The sequence below is a fragment of the Streptococcus sp. zg-86 genome, assembly GCF_017639855.1.
Lineage (GTDB): Bacteria > Bacillota > Bacilli > Lactobacillales > Streptococcaceae > Streptococcus > Streptococcus zhangguiae.
Genome location: NZ_CP072115.1, coordinates 823,758 through 842,096 on the forward strand (window position 1 = coordinate 823,758; position 18,339 = coordinate 842,096).

Annotated in this window: 7 protein-coding genes; 6 read left to right on the forward strand and 1 reads right to left on the reverse strand. The window is 43.1% G+C overall.

The window, feature by feature from the left end:
* The first annotated feature begins 398 nt into the window (after nt 1-398).
* From J5M87_RS04005 to J5M87_RS04025, 5 genes are all read left to right on the forward strand, one after another.
* Nucleotides 399-1,319 (forward strand): CPBP family intramembrane glutamic endopeptidase, encoded by a 921-nt coding sequence (locus J5M87_RS04005; protein WP_154608932.1) that lies wholly within the window; start codon nt 399-401, stop codon nt 1,317-1,319.
* A 128-nt stretch (nt 1,320-1,447) separates the two neighbouring features.
* Complete coding sequence (gene uvrB, locus J5M87_RS04010) at nt 1,448-3,436, forward strand: excinuclease ABC subunit UvrB (RefSeq protein WP_154608931.1); 1,989 nt, start codon at nt 1,448-1,450, stop codon at nt 3,434-3,436.
* 318 nt (nt 3,437-3,754) lie between these two features.
* Nucleotides 3,755-3,859, forward strand: a complete 105-nt coding sequence (locus J5M87_RS04015; protein WP_195848019.1) for a putative holin-like toxin — start codon at nt 3,755-3,757, stop codon at nt 3,857-3,859.
* Between the two features lie 296 nt (nt 3,860-4,155).
* Nucleotides 4,156-4,260, forward strand: a complete 105-nt coding sequence (locus J5M87_RS04020; RefSeq protein WP_154608930.1) for a putative holin-like toxin — start codon at nt 4,156-4,158, stop codon at nt 4,258-4,260.
* Between the two features lie 415 nt (nt 4,261-4,675).
* The gene (locus J5M87_RS04025) at nt 4,676-4,804 is read left to right on the forward strand and encodes a putative holin-like toxin (RefSeq protein ID WP_154608972.1); all 129 of its coding nucleotides are present in this window, start codon (nt 4,676-4,678) and stop codon (nt 4,802-4,804) included.
* Nucleotides 4,805-5,193: 389 nt separating this feature from the next.
* Here J5M87_RS04025 and J5M87_RS04030 read toward each other — a convergent pair whose 3' ends face one another.
* Nucleotides 5,194-5,550: a helix-turn-helix domain-containing protein gene (locus J5M87_RS04030; protein WP_154608929.1), complete on the reverse strand. Its 357-nt coding sequence runs from the start codon at nt 5,548-5,550 to the stop codon at nt 5,194-5,196.
* Nucleotides 5,551-6,225: 675 nt separating this feature from the next.
* On the opposite strand from J5M87_RS04030, the gene J5M87_RS04035 reads away from it, so the two are divergent.
* On the forward strand, nt 6,226-17,514 hold the full coding sequence (locus J5M87_RS04035) for a Rib/alpha-like domain-containing protein (protein WP_154632448.1): 11,289 nt from the start codon (nt 6,226-6,228) through the stop codon (nt 17,512-17,514).
* Nucleotides 17,515-18,339: the final 825 nt, after the last annotated feature.

Below are 18,339 nucleotides of genomic sequence, written 5' to 3' on the forward strand. Positions count from 1 at the left end.
CATCTTCGAGTCTAAGGCCTCGAAGATGCCGAGTGACAGAAAACGTTCATTTAATAACGTTTTCTGTCACTTTTAGCACGGCGGAGGTGGCGGTATTGTGCTCGCTACGCTCGCAAATTTTCTAACCTTAAAACTACAGAAAATGAAATATCATTGTAATGTTTTTCTGAATTGTGAGGTCTGTCTACATTCTGACTGAAAAATCTTTTTCAGAATATTTTCCTAGCATATTTCTAAAACATAATGGATAGTATACCACAATTTACCTCCTTTGCAAAGATAGAATGTAAGAAGATGTAACATGTTCATGTGCTATCTTTCTCCCTATAAAAAATCATTGCTTCCTTAGGTAAAAAAGGTTACAATAGAAATAGAAAAAGTGTGAAAGAGGGATTGTAATGGAAAAAAATAGAATGTTGCAAGCAGTAGCGATTCAGCCTACTAAAATCTTAAATTGGCTCTATGCGCTCTTTATACCATTTTTTATGCAATTTATCTTATTTGTAGGTTCTTTTGTGGGATTCATCATTTTAGGAATACTATTTGGAATATCTGAAGCATTATTGCTTGTGAGTCCATCTGAGGGTATCTTTGGTGTGGTGGATCCTATCTTCATACAATTGCTCGTTTTTGCTTTTCCATCTGCGCTAATCATGCTTTGGGTACGGTTTGGAGAAAAACGCCCTATTTCTGGACTTGGTCTTTATCAGAAGGGAGCGGTGAAGGAACTGGCAAAAGGGCTAGGGGTCGGGATTTTCCTCATCTCAGTAGTTGTCTTTCTACAATATATAACTGGAAGTATTCATCTGACAGGGATTCATATCTCTGTGGCTACAGTGCTGAATTTCCTCTTGATTTTTCCATGTTGGTTTATCCAAAGTGGAACGGAAGAACTTTCCACTCGAGGTTGGGTCTTTCCAGTTGTATCAAGAAAGACAAACCTTCCTATCGGATTAGCGACATCTAGTATTTTATTTGCTCTTCTCCATTTGGGAAATCCGTCGGTTAACGGGATTGCCTTGGTCAATATTGCCCTGTTTGGCCTCTTTGCCTGTCTCTATGTCTTAAAGACAGATAATATCTGGGGTGTCTCAGCTATCCATGCTGCTTGGAATTGCTTCCAAGGAACGGTATTTGGCGTCAATGTCAGCGGTATTACGATATCCTACTCATTGATGAGATTTGAACCAACCACAGCTCCAGTTTATTTATCGGGTGGAGATTTCGGTGCAGAAGGTAGTATCATTGCTTCGATTGTTCTTGCAATCGGCTGTCTCTACCTCACTTGGGATTTGTATCGGTCAAAAAAAGAAGCATAGCATCATAAAGGAGTAGACTTCACGTGATGAATACAAAATCACGTTTGGGTCTTACTCCTTTTTAGCTGGCATTTTCAAAAGCAGTTAATCTGTACTATTTATGATAAAATAGAAGAAAGAGGTAGAGTATGATTGATAGAAGTACACATAATCAGTTTAAATTAGTATCCAAGTATCAGCCGTCTGGAGATCAGCCGCAAGCTATTGAAGCCTTAGTGGACAATATTGAAGGTGGAGAAAAGGCGCAGATTTTACTAGGGGCAACAGGGACTGGTAAGACATATACCATGAGCCAAGTTATTGCTCGGGTCAATAAACCAACCCTAGTCATTGCCCATAACAAGACCTTGGCAGGGCAGTTGTATGGTGAGTTCAAGGAATTTTTCCCTGAAAATGCAGTGGAATACTTTGTATCCTACTATGATTATTATCAGCCAGAAGCCTATGTCCCTTCAAGCGATACCTATATTGAAAAGGATAGCTCGGTCAACGATGAGATTGATAAGCTCCGCCATTCTGCAACCTCTGCCCTCCTAGAGCGCAATGATGTGATTGTGGTTGCTTCCGTATCCTGTATTTATGGTTTGGGATCGCCCAAGGAATACGCAGACAGCGTGGTTAGTTTACGCCCCGGACTTGAAATCTCACGGGATAAATTGCTCAATGACCTAGTGGATATTCAGTTTGAACGCAATGATATTGACTTTCAACGTGGGCGTTTTCGTGTTCGAGGTGATGTTGTTGAAGTTTTCCCAGCCAGTCGAGATGAACATGCTTTTCGAGTGGAATTTTTCGGTGATGAAATTGATCGGATTCGTGAAATCGAAGCTCTGACAGGTCAAGTCTTGGGAGAAGTAGACCATTTAGCCATTTTCCCAGCCACTCACTTCGTAACCAGTGATGATTACATGGAAACAGCCATCGCTAAAATCCAAGCAGAGCTGGCAGAACAACTCCAAGTATTTGAAAAAGAAGGAAAGCTCCTTGAAGCGCAACGCCTCAAACAAAGAACAGAGTATGATATTGAAATGCTCCGAGAAATGGGTTACACCAATGGCGTGGAAAACTATTCTCGGCACATGGATGGCCGTAGTGAAGGTGAGCCACCTTATACCCTACTTGATTTCTTTCCAGATGATTTTCTGATTATGATTGATGAGAGTCATATGACCATGGGGCAGATAAAAGGTATGTATAATGGTGACCGTTCTCGTAAGGAAATGCTAGTTAATTATGGTTTTCGCTTACCGAGTGCCCTTGACAATCGTCCCCTTCGCCGTGAGGAATTTGAAAGTCATGTTCATCAGATTGTCTACGTGTCTGCGACACCAGGAGATTACGAAAATGAACAGACAGATACCATTGTTGAGCAAATCATTCGTCCAACAGGGCTTCTTGATCCAGAAGTGGAAGTTCGTCCAACCATGGGACAAATGGATGATTTATTAGAGGAAATTACGATCCGAGCCGAAAAAGGGGAACGCACCTTTATCACCACTTTGACCAAAAAAATGGCTGAAGACTTGACCGACTATCTCAAAGAAATGGGGGTCAAGGTCAAGTACATGCACAGTGATATTAAGACACTTGAACGAACGGAGATTATTCGTGACCTGCGTTTGGGAGTTTTTGATGTCCTCATCGGAATCAACTTATTGCGGGAAGGAATTGATGTACCAGAGGTCAGTCTGGTTGCGATTCTGGATGCAGATAAGGAAGGTTTTTTGCGCAATGAGCGTGGGTTGATACAGACCATTGGACGTGCGGCCCGAAATAGCAAGGGGCATGTCATTATGTATGCGGATAAAGTCACAGACTCCATGCAGAGAGCCATGGATGAAACTGCCCGCCGTCGCCAGATTCAAATGGAGTACAATGAAAAACATGGCATTATTCCACAGACAATCAAGAAGGAAATCCGTGATTTAATCAGCGTAACGAAAAGTGTTCTGCCTGATAAGGAAGAGACAGTGGATGTTGAAAGCCTCAACAAGCAAGAACGCCGTGAGATGATAAAGAAACTAGAAGGACAAATGCAAGAAGCAGCAGAATTGCTTGACTTCGAACTTGCCGCCCAAATCCGCGATATGATTTTGGAAATCAAGGCCTTGGATTAGAAAGAATAGATAAAACCAGCAATGAATGCTGTTCCTTGCTGGTTTGTATGTGTTATTTAGTTACAGTTTTAACTTGTTAATAATTGTAAAGTTGTGCTATAATAAATCTCTAGTAGAAAAGTGAGACGGTGGTTACTTTCATGTGAGAGGTAGGTGATGCCTATGGGCAATTCATCGAAATCTAACAGAATTGAACACGGTCTAAAATCCTAGAGAAAAAGATAAATCTCCTTTGAAATGTTTATCATTTCTAGGAGATTTCCTATTTTCTTGCGGATTTTTTAACGACCTTTGTATCTTAATGAAAGGAGGTAGCCCATGTTGTCAACGTTCGAAGTATTGACGCTTTTATTTGTAGCAGGTAACTTTGTTATCGCTCTTGTGAAGCTCATCTTAGAACTGATCAAAACAACAAAAAAGTAATCCGTCCAACACTTTTGACCAATTAGGATAGATTACTGTAATTTATATTTATGCGGTCACCGTCTTAAACGGTTCTACGTGGGAGTTGGATTACCGTCCAGCTCCTTTTATATCTTCATTATATCATTTTACTGATATAATGCAAGTATAAATGGCTGCTTTTTGCTTGTTAATAGTTGTAAAGTTGTGCTATAATAAATCTCTAGTAGAAAAGTGTAGATGGTGGCTACTAATTTTGAAAGAGGTGGTGCTTATGAATGTAAGTACAGAATTCCAAATAGAAAGGAGTAGCAATCTTGTCCGTTGCAGAAGCGTTACAGATTATGCTAGGATTTGGTGGTTTCATCCTTAGCTTATTAACATTTGTAATGGCATTAATTTTGCTTCGAGATAAAAAATAACCCGTCCCTCACTTTTGACCGAGCTGTTGGGCGAGTTATAGTCTAATAATAAGGTCACCGTCTTAAACGGTTCTACGTGGGAGTTGGATTACCGTCCAGCTCCTTTTATATCTTCATTATATCATTTTGCTGATATAATGCAAGTACAAATGATTACTTTTTGCTTGTTAATAGTTGTAAAAATATGCTATAATAAATCTCTAGTAGAAAAGTGAGACGGTAGCTCCTTATTCTGAAAGGTAGGTGTAGAAATAGTCTGGGGAGAGACTATTTCTACTGGGCAAATCATCAAAATCTAACGGAATTGAACACGGTCTAAAATCCTAGCGAAAAAGAGAAATCTCCTATGAAATGTTTATCATTTCTAGGAGCTCTCCTATTTTCTTGCAGATTTTTTAACGACCTTTGTATCTTGATGAAAGGAGGAGCTGAATTTTTGACCGCTTTTGAAGTTGTGCAGACGCTTCTTGGTTTTGGTAGCTTTACTATTACTTTGATAGGCTTGTGCTATAAAATCTTCAAAGATGATGACAAAAAGAAATAGCCGTCAATACTTTGGAACAGTAACGGCTATTCTTTAATCGTTAAACCGAGTCACCGTCTTAAACGGTTCTACGTGGGAGTTGGATTACCGTCCAGCTCCTTTTATATCTTCATTATATCATTTTTCTGATATAATGCAAGTACAAATGATTACTTTTGCTTGTTAATAGTTGTAAAATTATGCTGTAATAAATCTCTAGTAGAAAAGTGAGACGGTAGCTCCTTATTCTGAAGGGAGGTGTAGAAATAGTCTGGGGAGAGACTATTTCTACTGGGAAAATCATCGAAATCTAACGGAATTGAACACGGTCTAAAATCCTAGCGAAAAAGATAAATCTCCTATGAAATGTTTATCATTTCTAGGAGATTTCCTATTTTCTTGCGGATTTTTTAACGACCTTTTAGGGCTAATTCTTTGGCACGTTTTTCGATGAAGGCTACGAGGTCTGCTTTGAGGGTTTCTTGTGCGGTTTCTGTGAGCTGATGGATTTCGATAGCAGTTTGAAAGGCCTGTTCGGCTTCGCTAAGGAGATTGGGTGCTGGTTGTTTGAACTCGGTTTTTCCAAGAAGGTAGTCTGTTGAGACATTGAAATAGCGAGCTAGCTTTTCTAAACTGTCGCTTGAGGGCTTGCGCAATCCTTTTTCCCATTGGGCATAACTTTGTGGGCTGGTGTTGAAATAATCAGCAATTTCCCGCTGGGTGAGACCAGCTTGTAGTCGCAAATCTTTTAATCGTTTTGTAAACATAGGTAGTCTTTCTAAAAAAATATCAAAAAATTAAGGTAAAAGTCTTGACAAGGTAATCAAGTGATTATATAATAGGGGTGTAATCACTTGATTACATAAAAAATAGATGTCTATTTTTATTCACCTAATATAGCTCCATAAGAAGGAGATATCAGTCAATAGATATAATAAAGAAATTGACCTCTTGATTTTTTTGTTATACCTATTGAAGATGGGTATAAATGTACATCTCTTTCTGCGGATAACTCCCAATCACTAAGAAACTTTTTCGCATATATGCGTGGTGATCATCCAAATCCCTAAATCAGTTGCAAATATGTAAGGAATACAGTTCACAATCCTTCCCTTTCAAAAAAAGTATTGGGAGGTATCCAAAGAAAGTGAAATCAAGTCTCACAGCTGACAGGTAAATAAAAAGCGTGTCAGACAACCGGATTTGATTGGCTGACCAACACACAATAATTAGTGGTATTCTTATTGTATCGTGTTACTGCCTAAATGTCAAGGTAGACGAGGGGAACTGAGACTCTTGCTCTATCGATTTTTTAAAATAGGGGTTTTGGGAATAAACCTCTGTTTTTTTATCAAGAAAAGAAAGGTGGAATGCAGTTGTTCGTAAAATGATACTGAACTATCATTTGTTCGTTAAAAATCAAATAAACAAAGGAGAAAAGAATGTTTTTTAAACGACAAGAACGATTTTCAATAAGAAAGTTTAAGATTGGAGTTTTTTCTGTCTTTTTAGGAGCGGCCATTGTCGGTGTGCCAGCGGTATCAGCTGAAACTCCAGAGGTGCTCTCTTCAGAGGTGGTCGAAACAGTGACCCATGAAAGTAAGAGTGAGGCAGAAAGTCAACCAAGTGTAGTAGCGCCGGTTGTTGTGGCAGAAGAAGTAGTTGCTCCCCATTCAGATGAGGCAGTAAACAGTGAAGAATTTGTGTTTGGAACGATTGCTGATAAGGTGGTTGTGGCAAGTACAGACCAGTTGACTGAAGCTGAAAAAGTGCAAGTGAAGCGGACTGTGTTTGCAGCACATCAAGTAGCAAATAAGGAGTTGACCCTTGAGATGATTGAAGTCTCTGATAAGGGTGAAGTTCTTATCCACTATAAAGGACAAGTTTATTCACTTGCTGCGGATCAAGTTATTGTCCTTGCACCACAAGCAGCGCCAGTAGCTGAGAAAAAGAATGATGAGAAAACCTTACCAGCCCTTGAAGTAGCTAGTCTAGATCTTGAAAAGCATGAAGAAAAAGTAGCAGAAGCAGAGACAAGAAGTGTTTCTGTTGACTTTGAGCCAGTCATTCCAGAAAATATCGCAGTGGCGGATATTTCTCTTCTAACCGACTATGACCGTGAACGTGTCTTGAAGCGGATTTTGAAGGCCAATGCCCTCTTGAGTGCTGAAAACGTGAGTGTCGCTCCTGACGGAACGGCTACAATTGTTTACAATGGTGCAACTTCTGTCATTGAAGGGGCAAAACTTGTCCATGCAGCAGAGGCAATTCCAGAAGGAACAGGCTTCCGTGCAGCTAGTGTAGAAGACAATGGGAATTTCAAGTTAGCCAATACCAAAGGTTTAAGAGCAAGAAGCGAAGATGGTACGAACTACGTTGAACGTTCCGTTGTATATGATCAAAGAATCCTGACAGATCCAAGAACTGGGAAACGCTCGGTTGTTTGGGATATTCAGTATAACCTCAGTAATGAGCAATGGAACACTAGACCATTTATCTACTTTGCTGTACCAAAAGGTGTGATCATTGATTCGATTGCAAAATATGATGGTCGAAATGGCTATGGACATGAATGGGCTCACAGATGGTCTGTTAATCCGAATGATTTTGATAAAAGCACCAATAGCCGTTTTGTTGGTTCGAGAGAAAATGGAAAATTTGACAGAGAATGGGGGACTCGTGTCTCCCGTGGGGATGAAGCGGTAACAAGCTTTCTTGATAGCAACGTTAAGGACAAAATGGGAGCAGTCTATGCTTCTTGGGAAACAGGTGGTGGTGACAATGCATATAGAATGGTTGTAACTGCAGAAATTCCAGATGATCTTACAGAAGATTTACCATTCTTAGCTGGTATGACATCAAGTAGTGCAGTCAATCCATTTAACCGTATCATGGGAAGTACTCGAGCTGTTCCAATGCCGGATAATCTGCGCTACAATCCAAGCGCTTCTCGTGTGACGCGTCCAGAAGGTGGATTGACAGAAGCTGATGTGACTGGTGCTGTAACGGATAAGGGAAATGGTACCGTTACGCTCAAAGAAGGCACAACACTTCCAAGTGCACCTGGAAATTATGAAGTGCCAGTTGTCGTGACATACGCAGATGAGACAAGGGATGAATTGACTGTGCCCGTTACGATTACGGCAGTAGCGAAGGCGACAAATTTTGAAAATTATTTTGTCTGGGAAGATACACCAACCACCAAAGAGTTTACGACAGGAACGATTACAGCTGCGAGTGAACGTCCGATTACTGGTCTTCATTTGACTGGAGGTAAGGGCGATCCGAATGATCCACAAGCATTTGTCCATGATGATGTGATGAACTTTACGCAACCAGCAGACAAGAGTCAGATTGTCTTTAGTAGAGGGAATATTGTTCACCATTTCCCAAATACAAATGATCTTCCATACTATACGGTTCGAGCTGTTGCAGAGACTGGTTCTTCCAACCAAGAGGCGGTTTCTGAGAAGTTTAAGATTGCAGCCTTACGTGTAACTGATCCGGTAAGTCCGATTGAAAAGCAGGCAAATCAAACGGTTACAGCGGAGGAAATCAAGGATAAGGTATTTGAAAACTACCTTGGTACCACAACGGAAGCAGATGGAAATGTTGGATACAACATCACAAGAGATCAAATCCAGGCTGAAATTGTTGATTCGGCTGATGTTGCTACTGCACAACCAACCACAACTTTGCCAACAAAAGGTAAGAACAATTCGGTATATGTCAAATTGACCACTCCAAGTGGGCAAGAAAAGATTGTGACGGTTATTGTCAATTATCCGTCTGATGCGCAAAAATATAGCCCAATAGTTACCAAGGTAACTAAGCCAGAAACCAACCCAGTTACAGCAGACGAAGTGAAAAATGCGATTGCGGCACCAACCGGCGCAACAATCAAGAACAAGGAAGTTAAAGGCCCTCTTCCAACGACAGTGGGCAATCATAGCGTTCCTGTTGAAGTAACTTACGGAGATGATTCCAAAGAAACGGTGAATGTCCCAGTAGGAATCACACATGTCGATGACAAGGATAAATATAACCCAGCTGTTACCAAGGTCATCAAGCCAGAAACCAACCCAGTTACAGCAGACGAAGTGAAAAATGCGATTGCGGCACCAACCGGCGCTGAAATCACTAACAAGGAAGTTAAAGGCCCTCTTCCAACAACAGTTGGCAATCATAGCGTTCCTGTTGAAGTAACTTACGCAGACAATTCCAAAGAAACGGTGAATGTCCCAGTAGGAATCACACATGTCGATGACAAGGATAAATATAACCCAGCTGTTACCAAGGTCATCAAGCCAGAAACCAGCCCAGTTACAGCAGACGATATCAAGAATGCCATTACTGCTCCAAATGGCGCAGAAATCACTAACAAGGAATTGAAGGGTGACGTTCCAACAACAGTTGGTACACACAACGTACCAGTTGAAGTCACCTACGGCGATGGCACTAAAGATACAGTAAATGTTCCTGTTGAGATTACCAAGGTAGATGATAACCAGAAATACGAACCAACAGCGAACAAGGTAAGCAAACCAGAAACCGAAGGCGTTACGGAAGATGACATCAAGAATGCCATTCCGATACCAGCCGGTGCTGAAATTACCAACAAGGAATTGAAGAGTGATGTTCCAACTACTGTAGGTGAGCATACAGTCCCTGTTGAAGTTACATACGGTGACGGTACTAAAGATACGGTTAACGTTCCTGTTACCATTACCAAGGTAGATGACAACGCGAAATATGAACCAACTGCTACTAAGGTGACCAAACCAGAAACCGAAGGTGTTACGGAAGATGACATCAAGAATGCCATCCCGACACCAGATGGAGCAACCATCACAGATAAAGCTATCCAAGGCGAATTACCAACCGCAGTCGGTGAATACACAGTTCCTGTAGAAGTTACATACGGAGACGGCACCAAAGACACGGTTAACGTTCCTGTTACCATTACCAAGGTAGATGATAACCAGAAATATGAACCAACAGCGAACAAGGTAAGCAAACCAGAAACCGAAGGCGTTACGGAAGATGACATCAAGAATGCCATCCCGACACCAGCTGGAGCTGAAATTACTAACAAAGAGCTCAAAGGTGACCTTCCAACCACAGTCGGTGAGCATACAGTTCCTGTAGAAGTCACATACGGTGATGGTACTAAAGATACAGTAGATGTTCCTGTTACCATTACCAAGGTAGATGACAATGCAAAATATGAACCAACTGCTAACAAGGTGACCAAGCCAGAAACCGAAGGCGTTACGGAAGATGACATCAAGAATGCCATCCCGACACCAGCCGGTGCTGAGATTACCAATAAAGAGCTCAAAGGTGATGTTCCAACTACAGTCGGTGAACACACAGTCCCAGTTGAAGTCACATACGGCGATGGTACTAAAGATACGGTTAATGTTCCTGTTGAGATTACCAAGGTAGATGATAACCAGAAATATGAACCAACAGCGAATAAGGTAAGCAGACCAGAAACCGAAGGCGTTACGGAAGATGACATCAAGAATGCTATTCCGACACCAGCTGGAGCAACCATCACAGACAAAGCTATCCAAGGCGAATTACCAACCGCAGTAGGTGAAACAACAGTACCAGTTGTTGTAACGTATGGCGATGGCACTAAAGATACGGTTAATGTTCCTGTTACAATCACCAAGGTAGATGACAACGCAAAATATGAACCAACTGCTAACAAGGTGACCAAGCCAGAAACCGAAGGCGTTACGGAAGATGATATCAAGAATGCCATCCCGACACCAGATGGAGCAACTATCACAGACAAAGCTATCCAAGGCGAATTACCAACCGCAGTAGGTGAAACAACAGTACCAGTTGTTGTAACGTATGGCGATGGCACTAAAGATACGGTTAATGTTCCTGTTGAGATTACCAAGGTAGATGATAACCAGAAATATGCCCCAACTGCTAACAAGGTGACCAAGCCAGAAACCGAAGGCGTTACGGCAGATGACATCAAGAATGCCATTCCAACACCAGCCGGTGCAACCATCACAGATAAAGCCATCCAAGGTGACCTTCCAACAACAGTCGGTGAACATACAGTACCTGTAGAAGTTACATACGGAGACGGCACTAAAGATACGGTTAACGTTCCTGTTGAAATTACCAAGGTAGATGATAACGCGAAATACGAACCAACAGCTAACAAGGTAAGCAAACCAGAAACCGAAGGCGTCACGGAAGATGACATCAAGAATGCCATTCCGACACCATCCGGTGCTGAGATTACCAACAAAGAGCTTAAAGGTGATGTTCCAACAACAGTCGGTGAGCATACAGTCCCAGTAGAAGTTACATACGGTGATGGTACTAAGGAAACAGTAAATGTTCCTGTTACAATCACCAAGGTAGATGATAACGCGAAATACGAACCAACAGCTAACAAGGTAAGCAAACCAGAAACCGAAGGCGTCACGGAAGATGACATCAAGAATGCCATTCCGACACCATCCGGTGCTGAGATTACCAACAAAGAGCTTAAAGGTGATGTTCCAACAACAGTCGGTGAGCATACAGTCCCAGTAGAAGTTACATACGGTGATGGTACTAAGGAAACAGTAAATGTTCCTGTTACAATCACCAAGGTAGATGATAACCAGAAATACGAACCAACTGCTACTAAGGTGACCAAACCAGAAACCGAAGGCGTTACGGAAGAAGACATCAAGAATGCCATTCCAACACCAGCTGGAGCAACCATCACAGATAAAGCCATCCAAGGCGACCTTCCAACCACAGTAGGTGAACACACAGTCCCAGTTGAAGTCACATACGGTGATGGTACTAAGGAAACAGTAAATGTTCCAGTTGAGATTATTCACGATGCTAATAAAGATACGGATGGCGATGGCGTATCAGATGATCAGGAAATCGCAGATCGCACTGATCCATCTAAAGCTGATTCAGATGGTGACGGTGTCAATGACGGTGATGAGAAAACCAACGGCACCGATCCATTGAAGTCAGATTCAGACGGCGATGGTCTATCTGATGGTAAAGAAAAAGAGCTAGGAACCGATCCGTTGAAAGCTGATAGCGATGGCGATGGTGTGAATGACGGCGACGAAAAAGCCAACGGCACCGATCCATTGAAAGCTGATAGTGATGAAGACGGTCTATCTGATGGCAAGGAAAAAGAACTTGGTACAGATCCGACTAAAGCAGATACAGATGGTGACGGCGTAAACGATGGCGAGGAAGTAGACAAAGGTACCGATCCAAAAGTCGCGACTAGCAAACCAGCCGAAACACCGAAAGATAGCGACAACGATGGTGTGTCTGATGAGGACGAAGCTAAAGACGGCACCGATCCATTGAACTCAGATTCAGATGGCGACGGTGTAAATGATGGTGATGAAAAAGCTAACGGCACTGATCCATTGAAATCTGACAGCGATGGCGATGGTGTGAACGATAGCGATGAAAAAGCTAACGGCACTGATCCATTGAAATCTGATAGTGATGAAGATGGTATAAATGATGGTGATGAAAAAGCCGACGGCACCGACCCATTGAAAGCTGATACGGATGGCGATGGTCTATCTGATGGCAAGGAAAAAGAACTTGATACAGATCCGTTGAAAGCTGATACCGATGGTGACGGCGTAAACGATAGCGAGGAAGTTGCCAAAGGTTCTGATCCGAAAGTTGCGACTAGCAAACCAGCTGAAACACCGAAAGATAGCGACAACGATGGTGTGTCTGATGAGGACGAAGCTAAAGACGGAACCGACCCATTGAAATCTGACAGCGATGGCGATGGTGTGAACGACGGTGATGAGAAAACCAACGGCACCGATCCATTGAAATCCGACAGCGATGGCGATGGTCTATCTGACGGTAAGGAAAAAGAGCTAGGCACCGATCCATTGAAGTCAGATTCAGACGGCGATGGTTTATCTGATGGCAAGGAAAAAGAACTTGGTACAGATCCGTTGAAAGCTGATACTGACGGCGATGGTGTGTCTGATGAGGACGAAGCTAAAGACGGAACCGACCCATTGAAATCTGACAGCGATGGCGATGGTCTATCTGACGGTAAGGAAAAAGAGCTAGGCACCGATCCATTGAAGTCAGATTCAGACGGCGATGGTTTATCTGATGGCAAGGAAAAAGAACTTGGTACAGATCCGTTGAAAGCTGATACTGACGGCGATGGTGTGGACGATGGCGAGGAAGTGGACAAAGGTTCTGATCCGAAAGTTGCGACTAGCAAACCAGCCGAAACACCGAAAGACAGCGACAACGATGGCGTATCTGATGAAGACGAAGCCAAAGATGGTACTAATCCAAATGAAGCAGATTCAGATGGCGATGGTGTAAATGACGGCGATGAAAAGGCTAATGGCACCGATCCATTGAAATCTGATAGCGATGGCGATGGTGTGAACGATGGTGATGAGAAAACCAACGGCACCAATCCATTGAAGTCAGATTCAGACGGCGATGGTTTATCTGATGGTAAGGAAAAAGAACTTGGTACAGATCCGTTGAAAGCTGATACCGATGGTGACGGCGTAAACGACGGTGAGGAAGTAGATAAAGGTTCTGATCCGAAAGTTGCGACTAGCACCCCAACCGAAACACCAAAAGACAGCGACCACGATGGCGTGTCTGATGAGGACGAAGCCAAAGACGGCACTGATTCAGCTAAATCTGATACAGACGGTGACGGTCTATCTGATGGCAAGGAAAAAGAACTTGGTACAGATCCGTTGAAAGCTGATACCGATGGTGATGGTGTTAACGACGGCGAGGAAGTTGCCAAAGGTACCGATCCAAAAGCTGCAACTAGCACTCCAACCGAAACACCAAAAGACAGCGACCACGATGGCGTATCTGATGAGGACGAAGCTAAAGATGGTACGGATCCATCTAAATCTGATACAGACGGCGACGGTCTATCTGACGGTAAGGAAAAAGAGCTAGGAACCGATCCGTTGAAAGCTGATACCGATGGTGACGGCGTAAACGACGGTGAAGAAGTTGCCAAAGGTACCGATCCAAAAGCTGCAACTAGTAAGCCAAATCATGACACTGGAACAGGTATCGAAACTCCAGATAAGCCAGTCTTGAAGTTAGATGAAGACGATGACAATGATGGTGTTACAAATGGTGAAGAACTTCAAAACGGTACCGATTATACTAAAGCCGACACAGATGGCGACGGTGTTAATGACGGCGACGAAAAACAAGCAGGTACCGATCCATTAGACCCAACTAGCACCCCAACCGAAACACCAAAAGACAGCGACCACGATGGCGTATCTGATGAGGACGAAGCTAAAGACGGCACCGATCCATCTAAATCTGATACAGACGGTGACGGTCTATCTGACGGTAAGGAAAAAGAGCTAGGCACCGATCCATTGAAGTCAGATTCAGACGGCGATGGTTTATCTGATGGCAAGGAAAAAGAACTTGGTACAGATCCGTTGAAAGCTGATACAGACGGCGATGGTGTGGACGATGGCGAGGAAGTGGACAAAGGTTCTGATCCGAAAGTTGCGACTAGCAAACCAGCCGAAACACCGAAAGACAGCGACAACGATGGCGTATCTGATGAAGACGAAGCCAAAGATGGTACTAATCCAAATGAAGCAGATTCAGATGGCGATGGTGTGAACGACGGTGATGAGAAAACCAACGGTACCGATCCATTGAAATCAGATAGCGATGAAGATGGTGTTAACGACGGCGACGAAAAAGCTGACGGTACCGACCCATTGAAATCAGATAGTGATGAAGATGGTGTTAACGACGGTGATGAAAAATCAGACGGCACCGACCCATTGAAATCAGACAGCGATGGCGATGGTTTGAATGACGGTGATGAGAAAACCAACGGTACCGATCCATTGAAATCAGATTCAGATGGCGATGGTGTAAATGACGGTGATGAAAAAGCTAACGGCACCGATCCATTGAAATCAGATACTGACGGTGATGGTGTTAACGATGGCGATGAAAAAGCCGACGGCACCGACCCATTGAAGTCAGATTCAGATGGCGATGGTGTTAACGACGGCGATGAAAAAGCCGACGGCACTGATCCAATGAAAGCTGATAGCGACGGCGACGGAGTAAATGACGGCGATGAAAAAACTAACGGCACTGATCCATTGAAGTCAGATTCAGACGGCGATGGTCTATCTGACGGTAAGGAAAAAGAGCTTGGCACTAATCCGAATAAAGTAGATACCGATGGTGACGGTGTAAACGATGGCGAGGAAGTTGCCAAAGGTTCTGATCCGAAAGTTGCGACTAGCAAACCAGCTGAAACACCGAAAGATAGCGACAACGATGGTGTGTCTGATGAGGACGAAGCTAAAGACGGCACCGACCCATTGAAATCAGACAGCGACGGTGATGGTCTATCTGATGGTAAAGAAAAAGAACTCGGTACAGATCCATCTAAATCAGATTCAGATGGCGATGGTGTTAACGACGGTGATGAGAAAACCAACGGCACCGATCCATTGAAGTCAGATTCAGACGGCGATGGTCTATCTGATGGTAAAGAAAAAGAGCTAGGAACCGATCCGTTGAAAGCTGATAGCGATGGCGATGGTGTGAATGACGGCGACGAAAAAGCTAACGGCACTGATCCAAATGAATCAGATAGTGACGGTGATGGTCTATCTGATGGTAAGGAAAAAGAGCTAGGAACCGATCCGTTGAAAGCTGATACCGATGGTGACGGCGTAAGTGATGGCGAGGAAGTTGCCAAAGGTTCTGATCCAAAAGTTGCGACTAGCACCCCAACCGAAACACCAAAAGATAGTGACGGCGATGGCGTATCTGATGAGGACGAAGCTAAAGACGGCACTGATCCATCTAAATCCGATACAGACGGCGACGGTGTAAATGATGGTGATGAAAAGACCGACGGTACCAATCCATTGAAATCTGATAGCGATGGCGACGGTGTTAACGACGGTGATGAAAAATCAGACGGCACTAATCCGAATAAAGCAGATACCGATGGCGATGGTCTATCTGATAGCAAGGAAAAAGAACTTGGTACAGATCCGACTAAAGCAGATACCGATGGTGACGGCGTAAACGATGGCGAGGAAGTTGCCAAAGGTACCGATCCAAAAGCTGCAACTAGCACTCCAACCGAAACACCAAAAGACAGCGACCACGATGGCATATCTGATGAGGACGAAGCTAAAGATGGTACGGATCCATCTAAATCCGATACAGACGGTGATGGTCTATCTGACGGTAAAGAAAAAGAGCTAGGAACCGATCCGTTGAAATCTGATACCGATGGTGACGGCGTAAACGACGGTGAAGAAGTTGCCAAAGGTTCTGATCCAAAAGCAATAACTAGCACCCCAACTGAAACACCAAAAGACAGCGACGGCGATGGCGTGTCTGATGAGGACGAAGCCAAAGACGGCACTAATCCAAATGAAGCAGATACAGATGGCGACGGTGTTAACGACGGTGATGAAAAATCAGACGGCACTGATCCATCTAAATCCGATACTGACAGCGATGGTCTATCTGACGGTAAGGAAAAAGAGCTAGGAACCGATCCGTTGAAAGCAGATAGCGATGGTGACGGCGTAAACGACGGTGAAGAAGTTGCCAAAGGAACGGATCCAAAAGCTGCAACTAGTAAACCAAATCATGACACTGGAACAGGTATCGAAACTCCAGATAAGCCAGTCTTGAAGTTAGATGAAGACGATGACAATGATGGTGTTACAAATGGTGAAGAACTTCAAAACGGTACCGATTATACTAAAGCCGACACAGATGGTGACGGTGTAAGCGATGGCGATGAGAAAGCTGATAATACGGATCCACTTAAGTCTGATACCGATGGTGATGGTCTATCAGATGGTGAAGAAAAAGTCAATAATACTGACCCATTGAAACACGATACCGACGGTGACGGAGTTGAAGATGGCCAAGAAAAACAAGATGGAACAAATCCACTCAACCATGACACTGACGGCGACGGTGTTAACGACGGCGATGAAAAGACCAACGGCACCGATCCATTGAAATCAGATAGTGACGGCGATGGTTTATCTGATGGCAAGGAAAAAGAACTTGGCACCGATTCATTGAAAGCTGATACCGATGGTGACGGCGTAAGTGATGGCGAGGAAGTTGCCAAAGGTTCTGATCCACTAAATTCTTCAAGTAAACCAAGATATGACCTAGGTATCGCTGCAGAAACGCTGAAAGCCAACTTGCCAATTGAGAAAATTCTAGTCAAGGATGTCAGTCATTTGACAAACGATGAGAAAGCAAAAGTCAAGGAAGCAGTTGAAAAAGTAAATCCAGGTAAGACTGTTACAGTCGATAATCAAGGAAATGCTACTGTGACAGACCCAAGCACTCACGTAAGCGCGCATATTCCGGCAAAAGACTTGATTCTGCCAATGGTAGAGCTAGGAGATAATCCACCAAATATCTCTAAGGGTCCTCGGATAGACCAAATGGACATTGATATTCATTCCAGACTCAATCTAGATACGCATGATGCCCAATCTGATCAAACTGACAAGTCTCAACAGCCTGTTTCAGTTGTGAAACCAACAGCTGCTCAACAGTTACCAAATACGGGTGATTCATCAAGCAATGCTTCGATTGCAGTTGGTGCTGCAACACTTGGCTTAGCAGCTCTAGGTTTGGTTGGTAAGCGTAAAAAAGACGAAGAATAATGTCGAGTGAGGTACGGTATATGCCAGTAACCAAATCAAAATTCTACATTAGTCGAACCTTTGTCTGTAAACGATGCAAATGCATGGTGACGACCACTTCTGGAGTATTGGATAGACGAACACAGTTTTGTAGCAGTCTCTGCCAGCGCAGGTTTTGGCGTCATCCAGAAAGACGGAATCGACAAATAGTTGAAAATGCTGTGAACATATCTACAGCAACCGAAAACGAAAGAATGGCTTTCTAAAATCTAGAAAACCTTCAACGCAAACCTCCCCTGTTCTATATAGTAGAACAGGGAGGTTTTTTATATATAGTGAATTGAATAAAAATTAGGACATCGTTATACTCTATAAAAATCAACATCTGACTAGGCAACGAAATCGTAGCTAGAACTGAAGTTCAGCAAGGTGAGTTAACGACGTCAGACTTTGATTTTTGACGAGTATAAGTCGCTTTGCTTCAATAGTCCAGTAGACTGTTGAAGGTTGGAAATAGGGATTATGGAGTAATCCTCAATTAACGCCAGTTCTATCTGCAGCTCCTTGCCTTGCCCTATTCCTTTCTCAATCTACCATACAATAGAATCAATGATATGATTTCAGAATGTAGACAAACCTCACAATTCAGAAAAACAGTACAATGATATTTAAATTTCTGTAGTTTCAAGGTTAGAAAATTTGCGAGCATAATACCGCCACCACCGCCGTGCTAAAAGTGGGAGTGAGACAGAAGTCGTGATTTCGTTGAAATCGATTATCCTCCCTCCTTTGTTTCTGGGCTCGGGCTAAAATAATCCACTCGATTATTTTACTCCGAAGGAAGTC